The organism is Streptomyces sp. NPDC002619 (assembly GCF_042889305.1).
Taxonomy (GTDB): domain Bacteria; phylum Actinomycetota; class Actinomycetes; order Streptomycetales; family Streptomycetaceae; genus Streptomyces.
Genome location: NZ_JBIAQV010000020.1, coordinates 104,316 through 125,602, shown reverse-complemented (window position 1 = coordinate 125,602; position 21,287 = coordinate 104,316). Strand labels below are relative to the sequence as shown.

Here is a 21,287-nt window from a genome sequence, read left to right as displayed (position 1 = left end):
ACGTTCGGACGCGGATTGGGGACCAATGCGGTGCCCAGGGCGCTTGCCCGAGGCGTGCAATGGATCCGTAGCGACCAGTTGATGCGGAAGGTGCGGGTCATGACTGCCACGCATGCGGGAATCACCCCTGCGACGCCTGCGGAAGAGACGCCGGGCGAAACCTCGGCGCACCGGGACGCCTGGGCGGGCTTCCGCGGCGACCGCTGGCGCGACGCCATCGACGTCCGCGACTTCGTCCAGCGCAACTACACCCCCTACGAGGGCGACGCCGCCTTCCTCGCCGGCCCGACCGAGCGCACCACCAAGGTCTGGAACAAGCTCCTTGCGATGTTCCCCACCGAGAACGAACGCGGTATCTACGACGTCGACGTCCACACCCCGTCCCGCATCGACGCCTTCGCGCCCGGCTACGTCGACCCCGACCTCGACCTGATCGTCGGCCTCCAGACCGACGCCCCGCTCAAGCGCGCCATCATGCCCAACGGCGGCTGGCGCATGGTCGAGAACGCCCTGACCGCCTACGGGTACGACCCCGACCCCGCGATCAAGGAGATCTACACCAAGCTCCGCAAGACCCACAACGACGGGGTCTTCGACGCCTACACCCCCGAGATCCGCGCCTGCCGCTCCTCCGGCATCATCACCGGCCTGCCCGACGCCTACGGCCGCGGCCGCATCATCGGCGACTACCGCCGCGTCGCCCTCTACGGGGTCGACCGGCTCATAGCGGCCAAAGAGGCGGTCAATGTTCTCCTCGACGCTGAGTGGCCCACCGTTGAGCTCATTCAGGAACGCGAGGAAACCCGGGAGCAGATCCACGCCCTCGAAGAACTCCGAGCCATGGCCCTCTCCTACGGCTTCGACATCTCCGGCCCCGCCCGCACTGCCCGCCAGGCCGTCCAGTGGCTGTACTTCGGCTACCTCGGCGCCGTCAAGGAGCAGAACGGCGCCGCCATGTCCATCGGCCGCATCGACGCCTTCCTCGACGTCTACCTCCACCGGGACGTCGAGCGCGGCCTGCTCACCGAGTCCCAGGCCCAGGAGCTCATCGACGACTTCGTCATCAAGCTCCGCATCGTGCGGTTCCTGCGCACCCCCGAGTACAACGAGCTCTACTCCGGCGACCCCACCTGGGTCACCTGGTCCCTGGCCGGCCTCGGCGAGGACGGGCGCCCGCTGGTCACGCGCACCACCTTCCGCGCCCTGAACACCCTCCACAACCTCGGCCCGGCCCCCGAGCCCAATCTCACCGTCTTCTGGTCCCCGCGCCTGCCCGAGGCCTTCAAGAAGTACGCTGCCCGGGTCGCCATCGACACCAGCGCCCTGCAGTTCGAGTCCGACGAGCTCATGCGCCCCCGGTTCGGCGACGACACCGCCATCGCCTGCTGCGTCTCCGCGATGGCCACGGGCAAGCAGATGCAGTTCTTCGGCGCCCGCGTGAATATCGCCAAGGCTCTTCTCTACGCCGTCAACGGCGGTCGCGACGAGGTCTCCGGCAAGACGGTCGCCAAGGGCTTCGAGCCGATCACCGACGAGTACCTCGACTACGACCAGGTCCTCACGGCCTACGACGCTGTTCTCGACTGGCTCGCGAAGACCTACGTCCACGCGCTCAACGTCATCCACTACATGCACGACAAGTACGCCTACGAGCGACTGGAGATGGCCCTGCACGACCGGGCGATCCTGCGCACCATGGCCTGCGGCATCGCCGGCCTGTCGGTCGCGGCCGACTCCCTGTCCGCCATCAGGCACGCACGCGTGAAGGTGATCCGCGACGAGACGGGCCTGGCCGTCGACTACCTCGTCGAGGGCGACTACCCGGCGTACGGAAACAACGACGACCGGGCCGACTCCATCGCCCGCTGGATCGTCCACGAGTTCATGGAGAAGGTCCGCAGGCACCCGACGTACCGCGACGCGGTGCACACCCAGTCGGTCCTGACGATCACTTCGAACGTCGTCTACGGCAAGAAGACCGGCAACACGCCCGACGGCCGCCGCGCGGGCACCCCCTTCGCACCCGGCGCCAACCCCATGAACGGGCGGGACCAGCACGGCTACATCGCCTCGGCGCTCTCCGTCGCCAAGCTGCCGTACGACGACGCGGAGGATGGCATCTCGCTGACCAACACCATCACCCCGGACGCCCTGGGCCGCACCCCCGAGGAGCGCATCGGCAACCTCTCCGGAGTGCTGGACGGCTTCATGGCCGGCGGCGGCTTCCACATGAACGTCAACGTGCTCGACAAGGCGACCCTCGAGGACGCGATGGAGCACCCCGAGAAGTACCCGCAGCTCACCATCCGGGTCTCCGGCTACGCGGTCAACTTCGTCCGCCTGACGCGCGAGCAGCAACTCGACGTCATCAACCGGACCTTCCACGGCTCGCTGTAAGGGCGAGGGACGATGACCACCACGCCTCTGCCGTCCGTGCCGGCCACCCCGCCGGAGCCGGACGGATGCCCCGCCGCCACGGCGCCCACCCCGGCCGTCGCGGCGACCCGGCGGCCCGCCGTGGGATCGGTGCACTCCTGGGACCTGTCGACCGGCGTCGACGGCCCGGGTACCCGCTTCGTGACCTTTCTCGCCGGCTGCCCGTTGACCTGCTTGTACTGCCAGAACCCTGACACCTGGCGGATGCGCCGCGGCAAGCGGACCTCGGCCGACGACATCGTCGCCGAAGCCGCCAAGTACACGCGGTTCATCGCGGCGGCAGGCGGCGGGGCGACCATCAGTGGGGGAGAGCCGCTGCTCCAGCCGGTCTTCACCGGCGAGTTGCTGAACCGCTTCAAGCACGAACTCGGCCTGCACACCGCCCTGGACACCTCGGGCTTCCTCGGCGCCCGGGCCACCGACGCACTCCTGCGCGACACCGACCTGGTCCTTCTCGACATCAAGTCCTGGGACCGCGCCACCTACCGCACGGTCACCGGCCGCCCGCTCGAGCCGACCCTCGACTTCGCCCGCCGTCTGGCCGGCCTCGGCAAGGAGGTCCACGTCCGCTTCGTGCTCGTGCCCGGCCTCACCGACGAACCCGCGAACATCGACGGAGTCGCCGCCTTCGCCGCCGGTCTCGGCAATGTCTCGCGCGTCGACGTCCTGCCCTTCCACAAGCTGGGCGAGGCCAAGTGGCTGGCGCTCGGCATGCCGTTCACGCTGCACGACACGCCCACCCCCACCGCGGAGCAGACCGCTCTGGCCAGGAGCGTCTTCACGTCCCACGGTCTGTACGCGGTCTGAGCCCTCGCGGCCCCGGGACCGGCCGGGAGCGCAGCCTGGGCGAGGGGCGCGGGAGGGGCCGTACTCTTGAGACATGAGCACCGCCCCCGCCCCCGAGCCGCGCGACCCGAAGGCCGCGCTGAACTTCGACGATCCGCTGAACCAGCAGTCCTCGGACGACACCGACCGCGGGTGGGGCGAGCGCGGCGACAGCGACAGCGCAGCGGACCTGAAGCGCTTCCTCGAAGAGAAGCCGCCCCACCACCTCTGAGCGAGGCCCCGCAGGAGTGCCGCTAGCGACCGCCCTGCCCGGAGCCACGCTGCGCGACCAGCGCGTCGCGGATCTCCTTGAGCACCTCCAGTTCGGTCACCTCGATGACCTCGTGCGTGCCCTCCTTCGCCTTCCTGCGTGCCTCCATCCGGGCCAGGTACTTCGCCATCGGCAGGACCATCAGGAAGTAGACCACCGCCGCGGTGATCACGAAGCTCAGCGTGGCACCGAGGACGGAGCCCCACATCAGCTGGATGCCGTGCGTCCCCTTGCACGTCGAACTCAGGCACGAGCTGTAGTTGTCGAGATTCTGCGTGCCGATCGCTCCGACCAGCGGGTTGATGATGCCCTTCACCACCGAGTTGACGATGTTCGTGAAGGCGGCGCCGATGACCACCGCGACTGCCAGATCGACGACGTTGCCGCGCATCAGGAAGGCTTTGAAGCCCTGCCAGATGCTCGCTTCCTTCTTCTCGCTCACCTCGGGGACTCTCCTCGCATGCACAGGGTGTGGAACAAAACGCTCCGCAACCTACGGCACGAAGAGGCCATCCTGTCCAATTCCATAGCTCAAACGTGCGACTTGACAGCATGTCGCCTAGCAAACGACCGAGCGCGTTCAGCACAGCGTCACCGCCAGCCTCGCCGACGCGCTCGCACCGACCAGGCGTGCCGCCGTGGAACGCGGCACCGAGAGCACGACCAAGGCGCCGTTCTCCGCGGTGTCGTCCAGCGGCTCGGGCAGCCGGGTCACCCGCGCCCCGCGCGCCACCACCCGGGCCTCCCCGCCCGTCGCCGGGTCCTGAGCGGCGATCACGTCGACCCGGTCGCCGGGCCGCAGCAGCCGCACGGTCGCGGCGTCGGCGATCCGCACCGGTGCCGTCACCATGTCCACCGCGCCGTGGCGCCGTACCGGCTCGGCCGAGGGGTGCCCGCGGGTCCGCTCGGCGCGGTGCGGATCCGTCGCGGCGCGCGGCCCGGCCGCCACGAGGGCGGCGGCAGTGACGGCGAGGCCGGCCGCCACGGCCCGCCTGCGATGCCGTACGAGCCGCTGCAGCTGATACCGCCCGCCGCGCACCCGCACCGGCGCGAAGTGCGGCACCTCGCAGGTGGCCGGGGCGTCGGTGCCGAGCGGGCGCGGCGACGGAAGTGGAGGCGGGAAGGACGGAGAAGCGGACGAGGGAGAGACGGGCACGAGGACCACCACCTGTGACGAGGAATCGGCTTGCGATGCCACGATGAGGCCTCGCGCCGATCTTCGCCGGAGCCGGTGGACTACCGACCGGTTGTGGACAACTCGCCCACTCGAACGAGGAGTTCCGCTCCAAGTCCGCCGCCGGTCACTCCGCCGCTACGGCAGCTCGAACCCGGGATCCATCCCGCCGAGGGCGTTCGTGCACAGGCAGTCGCGCGCCGAGTTGTCCGGCAGCGCCGCCACCGCGTCGAACAGCACGCCCCGCAGTCGGTCCACATTGGCGGCGAACACCTGCAGCACCTCGTCGTGCGAGACGCCCTCGCCGGTCTCCGCGCCCGCGTCGAGATCGGTGACCAGCGTCAACGACGTGTAGCAGAGCTCCAGTTCACGGGCGAGCACGGCCTCGGGATGGCCGGTCATGCCCACCACCGACCAGCCCTGCGCCTGGTGCCACAACGATTCGGCGCGGGTCGAGAAGCGCGGACCCTCGATCACGACCAGCGTCCCGCCGTCCACGGGCTCCCAGCCCTGTCCGCGCGCCGCCTTCAGCGCGGCCGCCCGCCCGGCGGGACAGTACGGGTCGGCCAGGGAGACGTGCACCACGTTCGGCACGGTGCCGTCGGGCAGCGGCAGTCCGTCGAAGTACGTCCCCACCCGGGACTTCGTACGGTCCACCAATTGGTCCGGGACGAGCAGTGTGCCGGGCCCGTACTCGGGGCGCAGGCCGCCGACCGCGCAGGGGCCCAGGACCTGGCGTACGCCGAGGGAGCGCAGCGCCCAGAGATTGGCGCGGTAGTTGATGCGGTGCGGGGGCAGGTGGTGGCCGCGGCCGTGCCGGGGCAGGAAGGCGACCCGGCGGCCGGCGATCTCGCCGAGGAAGAGTGAGTCGCTGGGTGCTCCGTAGGGGGTGTCCACCTGGACCTCGGTCACGTCGTCGAGGAACGAGTAGAAGCCCGAGCCGCCGATGACACCGATCTCTGCGTTCGCCATGACGAGCACATTAGCTGGCCGCGAAAAGGCGGGAGAGGCGGTATCGGGAATGCCGAAGACCCTGCCGTCCGGTGACGGCAGGGTCTCGCGGGAGGAAGATCAAGCCGCGGAGCTGTTGGCGGAGCTCGACGAGGACGAGGAAGTCGACGAAGACGGCTTCGAGTCGGACGACGAGGAGCCGGAAGAGCTCGACGGACTCGACGACGAAGAACCCGAGGACTTCGAGGACGGGCTGCTGCTCGACGACGAGCCGCGGCTGTCGTTGCGGTAGAAACCGGAGCCCTTGAAGACAATGCCGACCGCAGAGAACACCTTCTTCAGGCGGCCACCGCAGTTGGGGCACTCGGTCAGGGCGTCGTCGGTGAACTTCTGCACCGCCTCGAGGCCCTCGCCGCACTCGGTGCACTGGTACTGATAGGTGGGCACTGTCTTCCTCCTGGCACTCTCACTCGATGAGTGCTAACGACGGTCCATAGTGACGTATTCCCGGGGATCAGTCCACCGTGACCGGCACTCGGTGACCGACGCCACGTGCCACCGTACGGTTCCGGGGCAGGGTGACGAGCCGCGAACGCAGTGCCACCAGGGTGCCCAGGGCGAGCAGCGTGCCCGCCATCGGCACCAGGAAACCGGCGCCGCCCCACAGGCGGTCCTCCAGCTGACCGGCGACGGTGACCGCGGCGGCCTGGCCGAGCGCGACGGCGCCGGTCAGCCAGGTGAAGGCCTCGGTGCGGGCGCCGGCCGGAACCAGGCCCTCGACCAGGGTGTAGCCGGTGATCAGGGCAGGAGCGATGCACATGCCGACCAGCAGGCCGAGACCGGCGAGGACCAGCACCGAGTGCGCGGTCCACAGGGCAGACGCGGTCAGCGCCAGGGCCGCGTAGCCGATCAAAAGGCGGCGCTGCGGGGCCACCTTCCATGCGATCGCGCCGCACGCGATGCCGGAGAGCATGTTGCCCGCGGCGAAGGTCCCGTACAGGACGCCGTTCAGGCTGGGCTCGCCGATCGACTCGGTGAATGCGGCGAGCGACACCTGCATGCCTCCGAAGACGGATCCGATGCCCAGGAAGGTGACGACCAGCACGCGCACGCCGGGCACGCGGAGCGCGGAGGTCTGCTTCACGCGCGCGTGCCCGCCACCGGTCACCGGCGGCTGCGTGGTCTTGCGCGCCGCAAACAGCAGACCGCCGACCAGGGTCAGCGCCGCCTCCGTGACCAGGCCGGCGGCCGGGTCCACAGCGGTGCACAGGGCCGTCGCCAGCAGCGGGCCGACGACGAAGGTCAGCTCGTCCGTGACGGACTCGAAGGCCGCGGCGGTGGTCATCAGGGGCGAGCCCAGGAGCTTTACCCCCCAGCGAGCGCGCACCATGGGGCCGACCTGCGGCACCGAGGCGCCCGTCGGCACGGCCGCCGCGAACAGCGCCCACAGGGGCGCGTGCGACAGCGCGAGCGCCGTCAGCGCGAGACCCGACGCCGTGTGCACGAGGACACCGGGGATCAGTACCGCGTGCTGACCACGGCGGTCGGCGAGGCGGCCGGTGTAGGGCGCGAACAGCGCCATGGAGACGCCGGTGACGGCTGCTGCGGCGCCCGCGGCGCCGTACGAGCCGGTGGTGTGCCGCACGAGCAGCACGATGGAGATGGTCAGCATCGCGAACGGCTGGCGCGCCGCGAAGCCGGGGAGCAGGAACGTCCAGGCGCCGCGGGTGCGCAGCAGCTGCCCGTATCCCGGGCGGGACGGTGTCGCCGAGTTCTTCGACGGCTCGGAGGTGACCGTGGATGCCACGGCCCGTGCCTTTCTGCCGCCTGGTAGCGCGCCCGTGCGGGGGCGCCGAGAGCTGTCCTCATGCGCGGAACTGCGGTAGATACCGGCGCCCACTGTGGAGGGCGTCCCGGCCGCCATACGGTCGCGCCAGCTCTGCGTCAGGCAGAGTTGGTTCGATCAGGGTGCCTTCAGTGTACAGGGATCGAGGGCTCGTACACCTGTGAAAACGAGCACCAAAGGCCTGTTCACCTGGGATTGACTGGGGTGTGAATCGTACGAAACACACCTTTAACGCGCGCCCCGCTCGCATCGTAGGTGCGGCACGGCGCGCTCCGTGCCCCCGCGCCCCGCTCGCACCTCTGGCGCATGGCGCGCACGCCCCGCCATGCGCCCCACCGCCGCACCTCACGCCCGCGCTCTCAACGGGCGCCCGCGCCCGGCGCCCACACCCCGCGCCCACACCCCGCGCCCGCGCCCACACCGCGCCCGCGCCCCCACCCCGCGCCCGCGCCCGGCGCCCGCGCCAGCGCTCGCCCCCGAAGCCGGCGCCCGGAACCGAAACTCCGTCTCCCGGCTTGCTCAGCCCCCCGCCCCGTTCGCCCCCAACCACCCCGCCAACTTGCCGCCGTGTGCGACCGCGCGCAGGCGCCGTTCCGCGGCGTCCCGGACGGGGTCCGTGGTGACCACGAGCAGTTCGTCACCGCGCCGCAGCACCGTCGTCGGCAGTGGAACGAACGATTTTCCGTCGCGGACGATGAGGGTGACGGCGGCCCCGGCCGGCAGGCGCAGCTCGTTCACCTCGACGCCGTGCATCCGCGAGCCCTTGGGGATCGCGACGGACAGGAGATGTCCGCGCAGCCGTTCCAGGGGCGCAGATTCGATGCCCAGGTCGGCCGCCTCCGGCTCGTCGCCGAGTCGCAGTTTGCGTGCCAGCCACGGCAGCGTCGGGCCCTGGATGAGGGTGTAGACGACGACCAGGATGAAGACGATGTTGAAGATGCGGTGGCTGGCATCGACGCCGTTCACCATGGGGATCGTCGCCAGGATGATGGGCACGGCGCCGCGCAGTCCGGCCCAGGACATCAGGGTCTGCTCCGGCCACGGCACCCGGAACGGCACCAGGCTGAGCACCACGCTCAGCGGCCGCGCGACCATGGTCAGCACCAGCCCGATGACGAGGCCGGGCCAGATGTCGTCGCCCAGCTCGTGCGGCGTGACCAGCAGGCCGAGCAGGACGAACATGCCGATCTGGGCGATCCAGCCGAGCCCCTCGGCGAAGCCGCGCGTGGCCGGCCAGTGCGGCAGCCTGGCGTTGCCGAGCATCATCGAGGCGAGGTAGACCGCGAGGAAGCCGCTGCCGTGCGCCAGTGCGCCCGCGGCGTACGCCGTGACCGCGATCGCCAGCACCGCGATCGGGTAGAGGCCGGAGGCGGGCAGGGCCACGTGCCGCAGGCCCCAGGCGCCCAGCCAGCCGACCGCGAGCCCGATGGCGGCGCCGATGGCCAGCTCCAGCGCTATTTCGCCCACCAGCGCGTACCAGTGCTCGATCGGGCCCGCGGTGGAGAAGGCGACGACCAGGATGACCACTGGGGCGTCGTTGAAGCCGGACTCCGCCTCCAGTGTTCCCGTCACGCGCGCGGGGAGGGGAATTCTGCGCAGGACGGAGAACACCGCCGCCGCGTCCGTCGAGGACACCACCGCTCCGATGATGAGCGCCTGCCGCCACTCCAGCCCGGTCAGGTAGTGCGCGCCCGCCGCCGTGACCCCGACGCTCAGCGCGACCCCGAACAGTGCCAGCGTGGAGGCGGCCGGAAGGGCCGGCCTGATCTCCTTCCACTTCGTGCCCAGACCGCCCTCGGCGAGGATCACGACCAGGGCCGCGTATCCGATGACCTGGGTCAGCTCGGCGTTGTTGAAGTGGACGTCACCGATGCCGTCCTGGCCCATGAGGACGCCGATCCCCAGGTAGACGAGCAGGCTGGGCAGCCCGCTGCGCGAGGAGACCCGGACCGCCGCCACGGCGACGAGCAGGACGACGGAGCAGACGAGCAGGAGCTGGTTGAGGTGGTGGACAGTCAGCAGCGGTTCCCTTCACTGGCTCGCGCGCGGGAGGCGCGAAGCTCGCGTACGGCACGACGCGAAACTCACGTGACAACAAGATCCGAGGCTGCGGCACTCCGCACCCAAGTACTTCGTTACCTTACCTAACTCTTGACGCTTTCTTGACGCTCGACGAGGCGAGATCGAACGCTCGTCCGCGCCGGTTCACGACTCCGCGTCAAGGGGCGTGGGGCCCTGCGCCTATGGTTGCTCCAGCGCTCATTCAAAAGGACAGCCCGCCTCGCCGCTCGCGTTAGGACAGCAAGGACAGCGATGCCCCCCAATACCACCGCCACAACGGGTGACACACCCGTCAAGTCCGGCAGGAAGAAGGGGCGCAAAGCCCGTCTGATCGTGCTGGTGCTCGTCCTGGCCATCGTCGGTGGCGTCGCCTACGGGGCGTACTGGTCGATCAGCACCGTCCGTGCCTCCTTCCCGCAGACCAAGGGCTCGATCACGCTCGACGGCCTGTCCGGGCCGGTCGACGTGAAGCGGGACGGCAACGGCATCCCGCAGATTTATGCCTCGTCCGACGAGGACCTGTTCATGGCGCAGGGCTACGTGCAGGCGCAGGACAGGTTCTACGAGATGGACGTGCGACGGCACATGACCTCGGGGCGCCTGTCCGAGATGTTCGGCAAGGGCCAGGTCAAGAACGACGAGTTCCTGCGCACTCTCGGCTGGGACCGGATCGCGAAGAAGGAGTACGACACCAAGCTGTCGGACTCCACGAAGAAGTACCTCCAGGCGTACGCCAAGGGAGTCAACGCCTACCTCCAGGGCAAGGACGGCAAGGACATCTCCCTCGAGTACGCGGCGCTCGGCTTCAGTAACGACTACAAGCCGCAGCAGTGGACCCCGGTGGACTCGGTCTCCTGGCTGAAGGCGATGGCCTGGGACCTGCGCGGCAACATGCAGGACGAGATCGACCGCGCCCTGATGACCAGCCGGCTGGGCCCCCAGCAGATCAAGGACCTCTACCCGGACTACCCCTACGGCCGCAACAAGGCGATCGTCCAGCAGGGCCAGTACGACGAGCTCACCAAGACGTTCCGGCAGGGCGGCACCACGAGCGGCTCACAGGGCACGACGGGCACCACAGGCTCCGCGGCCTCATCCACGACCGGTTCGGGGCTCACGAGCCAGCTGGCGGGCCTCTACAACGTCCTCGACGACGTTCCCACGGCCGTCGGTGTGAACGGGCAGGGCATCGGCTCCAACTCCTGGGTCGTCGCCGGGAAGTACACCGTCTCCGGCAAGCCGCTGCTCGCCAACGACCCGCACTTGTCGCCGTCGCTGCCGTCCGTCTGGTACCAGATGGGCCTGCACTGCCGCAGTGTCTCGGACAAGTGCCAGTACGACGTAACGGGTTACACGTTTGCCGGGATGCCCGGTGTGATCATCGGCCACAACGGCGACATCGCCTGGGGCATGACGAACTCCGGGGCCGACGTCACCGACCTCTACCTGGAGAAGCTCAGCGGCAACGGCTACCTCTACGACGGCAAGGTCAAGCCGTTCGAGAGCCGTGAGGAGACCATCAAGGTCGCCGGCGGCGCGTCCAAGAAGATCGTCGTCCGCGAGACCGCCGACGGGATGCCTCTGCTGTCCGACCGCGACGACGAACTCGTCAAGGTCGGCAAGAAGGCCACCGTCGACACGGCGGCGCCCGACCGCGGCGACGGCTACGGCATCGCCCTGCGATGGACCGCCCTGGATCCGGGCACCTCCATGGACGCCGTCTTCGCCCTCGACAAGGCGGCCGGCTGGAAAGACTTCCGCTCGGCGGCCGCGCTGTTCGACGTGCCCTCGCAGAATTTGATCTACGCCGACACCCAGAACCACATCGGCTACACGCTGCCCGGAAAGATCCCCACGCGCGCGTCTGACGACGACGGCTCCATCCCGGCGCCCGGCTGGGACTCCAAGTACAAGTGGACGGGCTTCATCAAGCAGGACGAGCTGCCCAACGAGTACGACCCCGCGCGCGGCTACATCGTCACCGCCAACCAGGCCGTGATCGACCCGGACAAGTACCCCTACACGCTCACCACGGACTGGGGCTACGGCGCCCGCAGCCAGCGGATCACCGACCTGATCGAGTCGAAGATCAAGGGCGGCGGCAAGATCTCCACCGACGACATGCGCCAGATGCAGCTGGACAACAGCAGCGAGATCGCCAAGCTGCTCGTGCCCAAGCTGTTGAAGATCAACCTCGACGACAAGGACGTCCGCGACGCCCAGAAACTCCTCGAGGGCTGGGACTACACCCAGGACGCCGACTCCGCGGCGGCCGCCTACTTCAACGCGGTCTGGCGCAACGTCCTCAAGCTCGCCTTCGGCAACAAGCTGCCCAAGGAGCTGCGGGTCAAGGGCCAGTGCCTGTGGGTCGACAAGCTCGACAGCACCGGCCCGGTGGACGACGACGCCAAGGTGCGCGAGTGCGGCGAGCGCGACGCCGACCAGGCGCAGCCGGACGGCGGCGACCGCTGGTTCGAGGTGGTCCGCACCCTGATGGACAAGCCGGACAGCGACTGGTGGCAGACGCCCGCCTCGGGCACCCGCCCCAAGGCCGACAACCGCGACCAGCTGTTCGCCCGCGCCATGATCGACGCCCGCTGGGAGCTGACCTCCAAGCTCGGCAAGGACATGGACACCTGGAGCTGGGGCCGGCTGCACCGCCTGTTCCTGAAGAATCAGACCCTGGGCACCGCGGGCCCCGGATTCCTCCAGTACGCCCTCAACCGCGGCCCCTGGAAGCTCAGCGGCGGCGAGGCGACGGTCAACGCGACCGGCTGGAACGCCGCCGGGGGCTACGGCGTCGTCTGGGTGCCGTCGATGCGGATGGTGGTCAACCTCGACGACCTCGACAAGTCCCGGTGGATCAACCTCACCGGTGCCTCCGGGCACGCCTTCAGCGCCCACTACACCGACCAGACCGACAAGTGGGCCAGCGGCGAACTCCTGCCCTGGTCGTTCTCCGAGAAGGCGGTCGACGACAGCACGAGCGACACACTGGTGCTCAAGCCGTGACCCGCTGACGGCACTGATGTGAAAGGGCCCTCCACGCGCGCGTGGAGGGCCCTTTCCCGCCTGCCCCCGCCGGAGGTGGTGAAGGGGAGCGCGCGTCAGGCGCTCTTGAAGCGGCGCACGCCCGACGGCGTCACCACGGCGTCGACCGGCCGGTCGTGCGCCTCCGCGGGGACGCTGTCCACGACCTCCGAGTCGTAGAGGAGCACCAGCAGTGCGGGGCGAGCGCCCGCGCGCTCCAGGCGCGCCAGCACGCGGTCGTACGACCCTCCGCCGCGCCCCAGGCGCATCCCGCGCGCGTCCACCGCGAGCCCGGGCAGCAGGACGGCGTCGGCGGACGCCACGGCATCCGGGCCGAGGCGCTCGCCCACGGGCTCGAAGAGCGCCATCTTCCCGCCGTGCTGGACGCGCGCGACGGAGCCCTCGCCGGCGTACGCGGCCCAGTCCAGGTCGTTGTCCGGCAGGAGCGCCGGGAGCAGGACGCGCACGCCCCGCGCGAGCAGCGCGTCCAGCAGCGCGAGCGTGCCGGGCTCGCTCCCGACGGAGACGTACGCGGCCACCGTGCGCGCGCGCTCCAGCTCGGGCAGCTCCAGCGCGCGCTCGGCCAGCATCGCGCCCGCTTCCCGTACGTCATCGGCCGTCAACCTGTTCCTCACCGCGAGGAACTCTCGCCGCAACATTCGCTTGTCAGGCTGGGCCATACGTCCGACGTGTTCCACAGGTCGTTCTCGCATCCTTCTTAATGTGCTCATATGAGAGCTAATTAACCGGAGCCACAGATTTCACTCAAAGGCACCGGATAAGGTTGCCGGCATGACTCAGTCGCACCCCAGGATCAGCAAGGCTGTCATTCCCGCAGCAGGCCTCGGCACCCGGTTCCTTCCGGCCACCAAAGCCACTCCCAAGGAGATGCTGCCGGTCGTGGACAAGCCCGCGATCCAGTACGTGGTCGAGGAGGCCGTGTCGGCGGGGCTCGACGACGTGCTCATGATCACCGGACGTAACAAGCGCCCCCTCGAAGACCACTTCGACCGTAACTACGAGCTCGAGTCGGCGCTCGAGAAGAAGCGCGACGCCGAACGGCTCGCCAAGGTCCAGGAGTCCAGCGACCTCGCGACCATGCACTACGTGCGCCAGGGCGACCCCAGGGGCCTCGGCCACGCCGTCCTGTGCGCGGCACCGCACGTCGGCCACGAGCCCTTCGCCGTCCTGCTCGGCGACGACCTGATCGACCCGCGCGACCCCCTGCTCAAGCGCATGATCGAGGTCCAGGAGCAGCACGGCGGCAGCGTCATCGCGCTCATGGAGGTCGCACCCGAGCAGATCCACCTCTACGGGTCCGCGGCCGTCGAGACCACCGAGGACGACGACGTCGTCCGGGTGACTGGCCTGGTCGAGAAGCCGGACCCGGTGGACGCCCCGTCGAACTACGCGGTCATCGGCCGCTACGTCCTCGACCCGCACGTCTTCGACATACTCCGCAAGACCGAGCCGGGCCGCGGCGGTGAGATCCAGCTCACCGACGCCCTGCAGCAGCTCGCACAGGACGAGAAGGCCGGTGGGCCGGTGCACGGCGTTGTCTTCAAGGGCCGCCGCTATGACACCGGCGACCGCGGCGACTATCTGCGTGCCATTGTCAGACTCGCATGCGAACGTGAAGACCTGGGCCCGGACTTCCGGACCTGGCTTCGCAGTTACGTAGCCGAGGAGATGTAGCGATTTGAGCAGCGCCGCGACCCGCACCGCCGGCCCGGACCACCTCTGGTCGGTGGACGAGCACCTGGAGGACATCCTCGCCGCCGTCCGTCCCCTCGAGCCCATCGAGCTGCAACTCCTCGACGCCCAGGGCTGTGTCCTGGTCGACGACGTCACGGTGCCGGTCTCACTGCCGCCGTTCGACAACAGCTCCATGGACGGGTACGCGGTGCGGGTGGCGGACGTCGCGGGCGCGAGCGAGGAGTTCCCGGCCGTCCTGGAAGTGGTCGGGGACGTGGCGGCGGGTGCGGCGGACCTGGGCCGGGTGGGTCCGGGCCAGGCCGTCCGCATCATGACGGGCGCCCCGCTGCCGCCCGGCGCCGAGGCCGTCGTCCCCGTGGAGTGGACCGACGGAGGCCTCGGCGAGGGTCCCGCGAGCGGAATGCGTGCCCGCAGCCTCGCCCCCGAGGGCGCCACCGGGCACGTACGCGTGCACCGACCGGCCGAGGCGCGCGCGCACGTGCGCGCGAAGGGCAGCGACGTCAAGGCCGGCGACCGCGCCCTCGAAGCCGGTACGGTCCTCGGCCCGCCCCAGATCGCCCTGCTCGCCGCGATCGGCCGCGGCACGGTACGCGTGCACCCGCGCCCGCGCGTGGTCGTCATGTCCACCGGCAGCGAACTGGTCCAGCCCGACGAGCAGCTGGGCAGCGGCCAGATCTACGACTCCAACAGCTTCGCCCTCACCGCGGCCGCCCGGGACGCCGGCGCCATCGCCTACCGGGTCGGCGCCGTCGCCGACGACGCCGACACCCTCCGGTCCACCATCGAGGACCAGCTTGTCCGTGCCGACCTGCTGGTCACCACGGGCGGCGTGAGCGTCGGGGCGTACGACGTCGTCAAGGAGGCGCTGTCGCACGTCGGCGACGAGGACGAGGCGGGCGGCGGCGTCGACTTCCGCAAGCTCGCCATGCAGCCCGGCAAGCCCCAGGGCTTCGGCTCCATCGGCCCCGACCACACGCCGCTGCTCGCGCTTCCCGGCAACCCGGTGTCGTCGTACGTCTCCTTCGAACTGTTCGTCCGCCCGGCCATCCGCACCCTGATGGGAGTCGAGGACGTCCAGCGCCCCCGGACGCGGGCGACCCTGAAGGCGGACAAGGCGCTGAGCTCGCCCCAGGGACGCAGACAGTTCCTGCGGGGCGCGTACGCCGACGGCGAGGTGACGCCCGTCGGCGGTGCAGGATCGCACCTGATCGCCGCGCTGGCGCACGCCGACGCGCTGATCGTCGTACCGGAGGACGTGGAGAGCGTCGAGCCCGGCACCGAGGTCGAGGTCGTCCTGCTCGGCTGAACACACCCGCATACGGCGCCCCGCCCCGGCGCTCGCCCGCCCCCGCGCCCGCTCGCCTCGGGTCGCGGGGGGCCTGCTCAGGTGGACACTCCGACTTGGCGGTACCGTGTCGCGCACAACAGGCCCGTGCGCCGTACCGCGACGGGCTCGACCCGGGAGCGCCGCACACCATGAGCACGCAGGAACGACTGACGCACATCGACGAGGCGGGCGCGGCCCGGATGGTCGACGTATCCGGGAAGGACGTGACCGCGCGCACCGCCCGCGCCAGCGGCCGCGTCCGTGTCTCACCCCGCGTGGTCGAGTTGCTGCGCGGTGAAGGGGTTCCCAAGGGGGATGCCCTGGCCACGGCGCGCATCGCGGGCATCATGGGCGCCAAGCGCACCCCGGACCTGATCCCGCTGTGCCACCCCTTGGCTCTCTCCGGTGTGAAACTGGATCTGTCGGTCGCGGACGACGCCGTCGAGATCCAGGCCACCGTGAAGACCACGGACCGCACGGGCGTCGAGATGGAGGCCCTCACCGCGGTGTCGGTCGCCGCCCTCACCGTGATCGACATGGTCAAGGCGGTCGACAAGGGAGCGGTCATCACGGACGTACGGGTGGAGGAGAAGACGGGCGGCAAGTCCGGCGACTGGAGCCGGGCGTGAACGCCGGGCCCTACCGCGCGCTGGTGATCACGGCCTCCAACCGGGCTGCCGCGGGCGTGTACCAGGACAAGGGAGGCCCGTTGATCGCCGAGGGGCTCCGGGGTTTCGGATTCACCGTCGAGGGGCCGCAGGTCGTCCCCGACGGCGAGCCCGTCGAGGCCGCCCTGCGCGCCGCGGCCCGGTCCGACTACGACGTCGTCGTGACCACCGGAGGCACCGGCATCTCGCCCACCGACCGCACCCCCGAGGCGACTCGTGCGGTGATCGACTACGAGGTGCCGGGCATCGCGGAGGCCGTCCGGGCGTTCGGACGGGACAAGGTGCCGACCGCCGCACTCTCCCGGGGCCTTGCCGGAGTCGCCGGCCGGACGCTGATCGTCAACCTGCCGGGGTCCACCGGCGGGGTGAGGGACGGACTGGCCGTCCTGGAACCGCTGCTGGTGCACGCCGTCGATCAGATCCGCGGCGGCGACCACCCGAGGCCGGTCGCGGACGGCGGCGACCACTCCAGACACAACGGGGGTGCGAGCTGAACAGCCCATCCTGGCCCGTCGTACTGGCGGACGGCGACATCGTCCTCCGGCCCATAAAGCTGCGCGACCAGCGGGCCTGGCGCGAGGTGAACCGGCGCAACCGGGACTGGCTGCGTCCCTGGGAGGCGACCATTCCGCCGCCCACGCCCAGCGGGCCGATAGCGCACCGGCCGACGTATCGCCAGATGGTCCGGCACCTGCGCTCCGAGGCGAACGCCGGCCGGATGCTGCCGTTCGTCATCGAGTATCAGGGCCGGTTGGTCGGGCAGTTGACTGTCGCCGGAATCACCTGGGGATCGATGTGTTCGGGGCACATCGGTTACTGGGTGGACGAGACGGTGGCTGGACGCGGCGTGATGCCGACGGCGGTGGCGCTCGTGGTGGACCACTGTTTCCGCACCGTTGGTCTGCACCGCATCGAGGTCTGCATTCGCCCCGAGAACCGGCCCAGCCGGCGGGTCGTGGAGAAACTCGGATTCCGCGAGGAGGGGATGCGCCCACGTTATCTCCACATCGACGGGGCCTGGCGCGACCACCTCGTCTTCGCGCTGACCGCGGAAGAGGTGCCCGAAGGATTGCTCGGCCGCTGGCGGCGGGCACGCTCTCAGGGGACGCCGGACGCCGGGAGCACTTCGAACAGCCAGAGCGGGCCCCGGAATCCGCAGAACACTCCGGGGAATCCTGCCTAGCTCGCGAAATTGAATATATGTTCGAAATTGATCGGTCGGTGACCGTCTCAGGGCATTGAATTCGCGGCAACGGTGGCCTGCTGATCGGATCCGTCACAAAAAAAGCTCGAAATATCAGCCAGATCGTGCGACACACCGGCCCAATTGGCAGATGGCCTCACGCAAACCCCTCTACCGTGTGAGGCGTGAGCAGCAGCGGCCTCATCTACGCAGTCATTGTCGGGGCCTGGGCCGCCTACTTGGTGCCGATGTGGCTCCGTAGGCAGGACGAGCTGAACGAGGCCCGTCCGACGGAACGCTTCAGCACCGCCATCCGGCTGCTGTCCGGACGGGCGGGAATGGAGCGCAGGTACGCCAAGGACCTGCGGGCGCGCTCCGCCCAGGAGGGGGAGCCCGACGCCGTCGATCCGGACGCCGTCACCGACTCGGTGGACGTCCGGGCCTTCGCCATGCCTCCGACCCGCCGTCAGGTTCGGGCGGAGGTACGGAAGGAGGGCGAGCCGGAAGCGCCGGCGCGCGCGGAGCAAGCGCGCGACCGCGCGAGCGCCCCGGCGCCCAAACCCGGCTCCGCGCCCGCGCGTCAGCGCGAATCCGCGCCCCCCGCATCCGCCCCGGCGCCCAAGACCCCACCCGCGCCCGCGCAGAAGCGCGTACCGGCCGCGCGGCGCACGCCCTCGGCGCAGGCGGCCGCAGAGCGCGCCCAGCGCTCGAAGGTACTCGCGCGCCGCCGGCGCACAACAGTGGTGCTCTTCTTCGCCTTCACGCTCGGCGCCATCGTCGCCGCCGTCGGAGGGCTCGCGTTCCTGTGGGCGCCCGGCGTGCCCGCCATACTGCTCAGCGCGTACATCGCGTACCTGCGCTCCCAGGAACGCCGGCGCTTCGCCTACCAGATGGACCGGCGACGGGCCGAAGCCGCCGCGCAGCGCCTGCGGGAGCGCCAGCCGCGCAGGCGCGCGTCCCTCGACGCGGGCGCCGCCGCCGACGACCCGGACGAGGGACCAGCGGCCGAAACCGACCCCGAACTGTCCGCGCTCGCCGCGGACCGGCGCGCCCTCGTCGAGCAGACGGACCACGCGGAGTGGGTGGACCAGCAGCGTGAGGGTCAGCGGCGCCCCGCGCAGGGCGACAGCTGGGACCCGGTCCCGGTACCGCTGCCCACGTACGTCACCGCGCCGGTCGCGCCGCGGGCCACGTCCGACGTGGACCTGGGGGCGCCCGACACGTGGAGCTCGGCGCGTTCGAGTTCCGTCGCGCCGGACCAGGACGCGAAGCGGGGCGCGGAGGCGCAGGAGGCGGCGCCCCCCACGGAGGGCAAGCCGGCGGCCGACGGACGCAGTGACGCCCGCCGCGCCGCCTCCGCCCGCCGCGCACGGGAGCGCGGGCGCACACCGCTCTTCGACCAGTACGAGGACGGCGACCGGCCGCGCGCGGCCAACGAGTGAAAGCCGCTGGCGCACCACCGGGAACCGCCCCCTGACCAGTCGGGGAACGGATTTCCAAGCACCCCGACGGGGATGCTAAAGTTTCACTCGTTGCAAGGGCCTGTGGCGCAGTCCGGTAGCGCACCTCGTTCGCATCGAGGGGGCCAGGGGTTCGAATCCCCTCAGGTCCACGCAGCATGAAGCCCCGGTCGGCAGGAGTCGACCGGGGCTTCATCGTGTTTGCGTGCATGTTGCGGTAGCGGGGATCACAGCCGGCCCCCAGGGGCCGGCTGTGACGTGGCTTACTGTGCGATGCCGGGCTGCAGGGGCTTCGCGTAGCAGCGGCTGTCCTCGTACTCGCGGTAGTAACCGAACTTGACGCACGGCTCGTAACCGCTGGAGGCGTACAGGGCGATGGCCTCCGGCTGCTTCGTGCCCGTCTCCAGGACCATGCGGACGCGGCCGGCCGCACGGGCGTCGTCCTCCAGGGCCGCCAGCATGCGGCGGGCCAGGCCGCGGCCGCGCAGCGCCTCGACCACGAACATGCGCTTGAGTTCGGCGTCGCCGTCCTCGTTGCCCTCGCCGTTCTCGTTCTGGCTGCGCCAGCCGCCGGTGGCCACGGGGTGGTCGTCCTCGTCGTACGCGATCAGGTACACGCCCTTCGGGGGCTCGAAGTCCGACGCGTCGAGGGCCGTGGCGTCGCCACCGTCGCCGTAGCGCAGGTGGTACTCGGCCTGGACCTGGTCGTTGAGCTTGACGGCGTCGGGGTGGTCGAAGGGAACGTGGCGTATATTCATTCTAGGCATCGTACTTCTATGCAGGCAGTGGAAGCGGACTCCGTCCAGTGTGCCGGTATCGTGCCCTGGTGCTGACTGTGACCTCGGTGAATGTGAACGGGCTGCGTGCCGCCGCGAAGAAGGGCTTCGTGGAGTGGCTGGCGGAGACCTCCGCCGACGTGCTCTGCCTGCAGGAGGTGCGCGCCGAGCCGGAGCAGTTGCCCGAAGGTGTACGGCAGCCCGAGGGCTGGCATGTCGTGCACGCGCCGGCCGCCGCCAAGGGTCGTGCGGGCGTCTCCCTGTACACGCGCCGTGAGCCCGACCGCGTCCAGGTCGGCTTCGGCTCGGCCGAGTTCGACACGAGCGGGCGGTACGTCGAGGCCGACCTGCCCGGTGTCACGGTCGCCTCCCTCTACCTGCCCGCCGGGGAGGTCGGTACCGAGCGGCAGGACGAGAAGGTCCGCTTCATGGGCGAGTTCCTCGCCCATCTGAAGGGGCTGCGCGAGCGGGCCGCGGCCGATGGGCGCGAGGTCGTCGTCTGCGGCGACTGGAACATCGCCCACCGGCAGGCCGACCTCAAGAACTGGCGCGGCAACACCAAGAACTCCGGCTTCCTGCCCGAGGAGCGGGAGTGGCTGAGCAGCGTCCTCGACCAGGCCGACGGAGGGTACGTCGATGTCGTACGGGAGCTGCATCCGGACCTGGAGGGGCCGTACTCGTGGTGGTCGTACCGCGGCCGGGCTTTCGACAACGACTCAGGTTGGAGGATCGACTACCACTGTGCGACGCCGGGGCTCGCGGGCAAGGCGGTCAAGGGGTTCGTGGAACGGGCGGCCACCCACGCCGAGCGGTGGTCCGACCATGCGCCGGTGACCGTCGTGTATGACCTCTAGGGCGTAACGCGGCCCGGTTCACTCCTCCTTGCGCAACCGCCGGTCCAGCGCCAGTGAAAGCTCTGCCTCCACCACGCTGCGGGCCAGTGGCCGCAGGCGTTGGAGGTCTTCCTCGGGGGCGTGGCGGAGGACCAGGTCGGTGAAGAGTTCGGCGAGGGCGTCGGCGTGTTCGCGGACGCGTTTGCCTGCCGTCAGTACCTCCGCCAGCGGGATGCCCTCGCGGACCAGGGCCGAGGAGACCTCGAGGAGGCGGCGGCTGATGTGGACGATCTCGTCGCCGGCGGTGCCGAGGTAGCCGAGTTCTATGGCGGCGGCGAGGTTTTCCGGGGTGACCTCGCCCTCGAAGCGGGCGGCGAGTTCCTCCGGGGTGAGGCGGACCGGCTCCTCCTCGGTGGGTGCGCCGACGCCGAGGAGGTCGGCGACGTCGCGGCCGCGGTCGAGGGCGTCGGCGAGTTCCGCGATGCCGCTCAGGGTGTGGCCGCGTTCCAGGAGTGCCGAGATCGTGTGCAGGCGGGCCAGGTGGTGGTCGTCGTACCAGGCGATGCGGCCCTCGCGGCGGGGCGGCGGGATCAGCTTGCGTTCGCGGTAGAAGCGCAGGGTGCGCACCGTGATGCCGGCCAGGCGGGCCAGTTCCTCCATGCGGTACTCGCGCGGTCCGGCGTGCCGGTCCCCGGTCCGATCTTCGCCCTGGCCAGTGCTCTGTCCTCCG

The 21,287-nt window shown here is 70.3% G+C and carries 20 protein-coding genes and 1 tRNA gene; 12 read left to right on the top strand and 9 right to left on the bottom strand.

Annotation, left to right across the window (positions count from 1 at the left end; all coding sequences use genetic code 11):
* The first annotated feature begins 99 nt into the window (after positions 1-99).
* The 3 genes from pflB (at position 100) to ACFYXB_RS27715 (ending at position 3,493) form a co-directional block, all read left to right on the top strand.
* The gene (gene pflB, locus ACFYXB_RS27725) at positions 100-2,397 is read left to right on the top strand and encodes a formate C-acetyltransferase (protein ID WP_389586915.1); all 2,298 of its coding nucleotides are present in this window, start codon (positions 100-102) and stop codon (positions 2,395-2,397) included.
* A gap of 12 nt (positions 2,398-2,409) precedes the next feature.
* Positions 2,410-3,243, top strand: a complete 834-nt coding sequence (pflA, locus tag ACFYXB_RS27720; RefSeq protein ID WP_389586913.1) for a pyruvate formate-lyase-activating protein — start codon at positions 2,410-2,412, stop codon at positions 3,241-3,243.
* A 73-nt stretch (positions 3,244-3,316) separates the two neighbouring features.
* Positions 3,317-3,493 carry a hypothetical protein gene (locus ACFYXB_RS27715; protein WP_351344827.1) on the top strand — a complete coding sequence of 59 codons (177 nt, stop codon included), beginning with the start codon at positions 3,317-3,319 and terminating at the stop codon, positions 3,491-3,493.
* Between the two features lie 22 nt (positions 3,494-3,515).
* On the opposite strand, the gene mscL is transcribed toward ACFYXB_RS27715, so the two are convergent.
* The 6 genes from mscL to ACFYXB_RS27685 all read right to left on the bottom strand — a co-directional run bounded on the left by mscL (position 3,516) and on the right by ACFYXB_RS27685 (position 9,522).
* Positions 3,516-3,974, bottom strand: a complete 459-nt coding sequence (mscL, locus tag ACFYXB_RS27710; RefSeq protein ID WP_389586911.1) for a large conductance mechanosensitive channel protein MscL — start codon at positions 3,972-3,974, stop codon at positions 3,516-3,518.
* A gap of 138 nt (positions 3,975-4,112) precedes the next feature.
* Positions 4,113-4,688 carry a hypothetical protein gene (locus ACFYXB_RS27705; protein WP_388498574.1) on the bottom strand — a complete coding sequence of 192 codons (576 nt, stop codon included), beginning with the start codon at positions 4,686-4,688 and terminating at the stop codon, positions 4,113-4,115.
* A 156-nt stretch (positions 4,689-4,844) separates the two neighbouring features.
* Positions 4,845-5,678: an S-methyl-5'-thioadenosine phosphorylase gene (locus ACFYXB_RS27700; protein ID WP_389586909.1), complete on the bottom strand. Its 834-nt coding sequence runs from the start codon at positions 5,676-5,678 to the stop codon at positions 4,845-4,847.
* A gap of 99 nt (positions 5,679-5,777) precedes the next feature.
* On the bottom strand, positions 5,778-6,104 hold the full coding sequence (locus ACFYXB_RS27695; protein WP_351344815.1) for an FmdB family zinc ribbon protein: 327 nt from the start codon (positions 6,102-6,104) through the stop codon (positions 5,778-5,780).
* A gap of 67 nt (positions 6,105-6,171) precedes the next feature.
* The gene (locus ACFYXB_RS27690) at positions 6,172-7,464 is read right to left on the bottom strand and encodes an MFS transporter (protein ID WP_389586907.1); all 1,293 of its coding nucleotides are present in this window, start codon (positions 7,462-7,464) and stop codon (positions 6,172-6,174) included.
* A 558-nt stretch (positions 7,465-8,022) separates the two neighbouring features.
* Complete coding sequence (locus ACFYXB_RS27685) at positions 8,023-9,522, bottom strand: potassium/proton antiporter (protein WP_389586950.1); 1,500 nt, start codon at positions 9,520-9,522, stop codon at positions 8,023-8,025.
* A gap of 294 nt (positions 9,523-9,816) precedes the next feature.
* On the opposite strand from ACFYXB_RS27685, the gene ACFYXB_RS27680 reads away from it, so the two are divergent.
* Positions 9,817-12,576: a penicillin acylase family protein gene (locus ACFYXB_RS27680; protein WP_389586905.1), complete on the top strand. Its 2,760-nt coding sequence runs from the start codon at positions 9,817-9,819 to the stop codon at positions 12,574-12,576.
* Positions 12,577-12,671: 95 nt separating this feature from the next.
* Here ACFYXB_RS27680 and ACFYXB_RS27675 read toward each other — a convergent pair whose 3' ends face one another.
* Positions 12,672-13,274 carry a 5-formyltetrahydrofolate cyclo-ligase gene (locus tag ACFYXB_RS27675; protein WP_389586903.1) on the bottom strand — a complete coding sequence of 201 codons (603 nt, stop codon included), beginning with the start codon at positions 13,272-13,274 and terminating at the stop codon, positions 12,672-12,674.
* A 112-nt stretch (positions 13,275-13,386) separates the two neighbouring features.
* Between ACFYXB_RS27675 and galU the strand changes: the two genes are divergently transcribed.
* The 7 genes from galU (at position 13,387) to ACFYXB_RS27640 (ending at position 19,100) form a co-directional block, all read left to right on the top strand.
* A complete protein-coding gene (gene galU, locus ACFYXB_RS27670) occupies positions 13,387-14,289 on the top strand; it encodes a UTP--glucose-1-phosphate uridylyltransferase GalU (RefSeq protein ID WP_351344807.1) in 903 nt (300 codons plus the stop codon).
* 4 nt (positions 14,290-14,293) lie between these two features.
* Positions 14,294-15,616 carry a gephyrin-like molybdotransferase Glp gene (gene glp / locus ACFYXB_RS27665; protein ID WP_389586901.1) on the top strand — a complete coding sequence of 441 codons (1,323 nt, stop codon included), beginning with the start codon at positions 14,294-14,296 and terminating at the stop codon, positions 15,614-15,616.
* Positions 15,617-15,786: 170 nt separating this feature from the next.
* On the top strand, positions 15,787-16,266 hold the full coding sequence (moaC, locus tag ACFYXB_RS27660) for a cyclic pyranopterin monophosphate synthase MoaC (RefSeq protein ID WP_351344801.1): 480 nt from the start codon (positions 15,787-15,789) through the stop codon (positions 16,264-16,266).
* Entirely contained in the window at positions 16,263-16,799 is a 537-nt protein-coding gene (locus tag ACFYXB_RS27655; RefSeq protein WP_351344798.1) for a MogA/MoaB family molybdenum cofactor biosynthesis protein, read from the top strand. The genes moaC and ACFYXB_RS27655 overlap by 4 nt, the downstream gene beginning before the upstream one ends.
* A complete protein-coding gene (locus tag ACFYXB_RS27650; protein WP_389586948.1) occupies positions 16,796-17,488 on the top strand; it encodes a GNAT family N-acetyltransferase in 693 nt (230 codons plus the stop codon). The genes ACFYXB_RS27655 and ACFYXB_RS27650 overlap by 4 nt, the downstream gene beginning before the upstream one ends.
* 185 nt (positions 17,489-17,673) lie before the next feature.
* Positions 17,674-18,930, top strand: coding sequence for a gephyrin-like molybdotransferase receptor GlpR (glpR, locus tag ACFYXB_RS27645; RefSeq protein WP_389586898.1), 1,257 nt, complete (start codon positions 17,674-17,676; stop codon positions 18,928-18,930).
* A gap of 96 nt (positions 18,931-19,026) precedes the next feature.
* Positions 19,027-19,100 (top strand) — tRNA-Ala (locus tag ACFYXB_RS27640).
* A gap of 111 nt (positions 19,101-19,211) precedes the next feature.
* Here the strand turns inward: ACFYXB_RS27640 and ACFYXB_RS27635 are convergent.
* The gene (locus ACFYXB_RS27635) at positions 19,212-19,706 is read right to left on the bottom strand and encodes a GNAT family N-acetyltransferase (RefSeq protein WP_389586896.1); all 495 of its coding nucleotides are present in this window, start codon (positions 19,704-19,706) and stop codon (positions 19,212-19,214) included.
* A gap of 68 nt (positions 19,707-19,774) precedes the next feature.
* Here ACFYXB_RS27635 and ACFYXB_RS27630 point away from each other — a divergent pair, with 68 nt between their 5' ends.
* On the top strand, positions 19,775-20,578 hold the full coding sequence (locus ACFYXB_RS27630; RefSeq protein WP_389586894.1) for an exodeoxyribonuclease III: 804 nt from the start codon (positions 19,775-19,777) through the stop codon (positions 20,576-20,578).
* An 18-nt stretch (positions 20,579-20,596) separates the two neighbouring features.
* On the opposite strand, the gene ACFYXB_RS27625 is transcribed toward ACFYXB_RS27630, so the two are convergent.
* Positions 20,597-21,217, bottom strand: a complete 621-nt coding sequence (locus ACFYXB_RS27625) for a MerR family transcriptional regulator (protein WP_389586946.1) — start codon at positions 21,215-21,217, stop codon at positions 20,597-20,599.
* Positions 21,218-21,287: the final 70 nt, after the last annotated feature.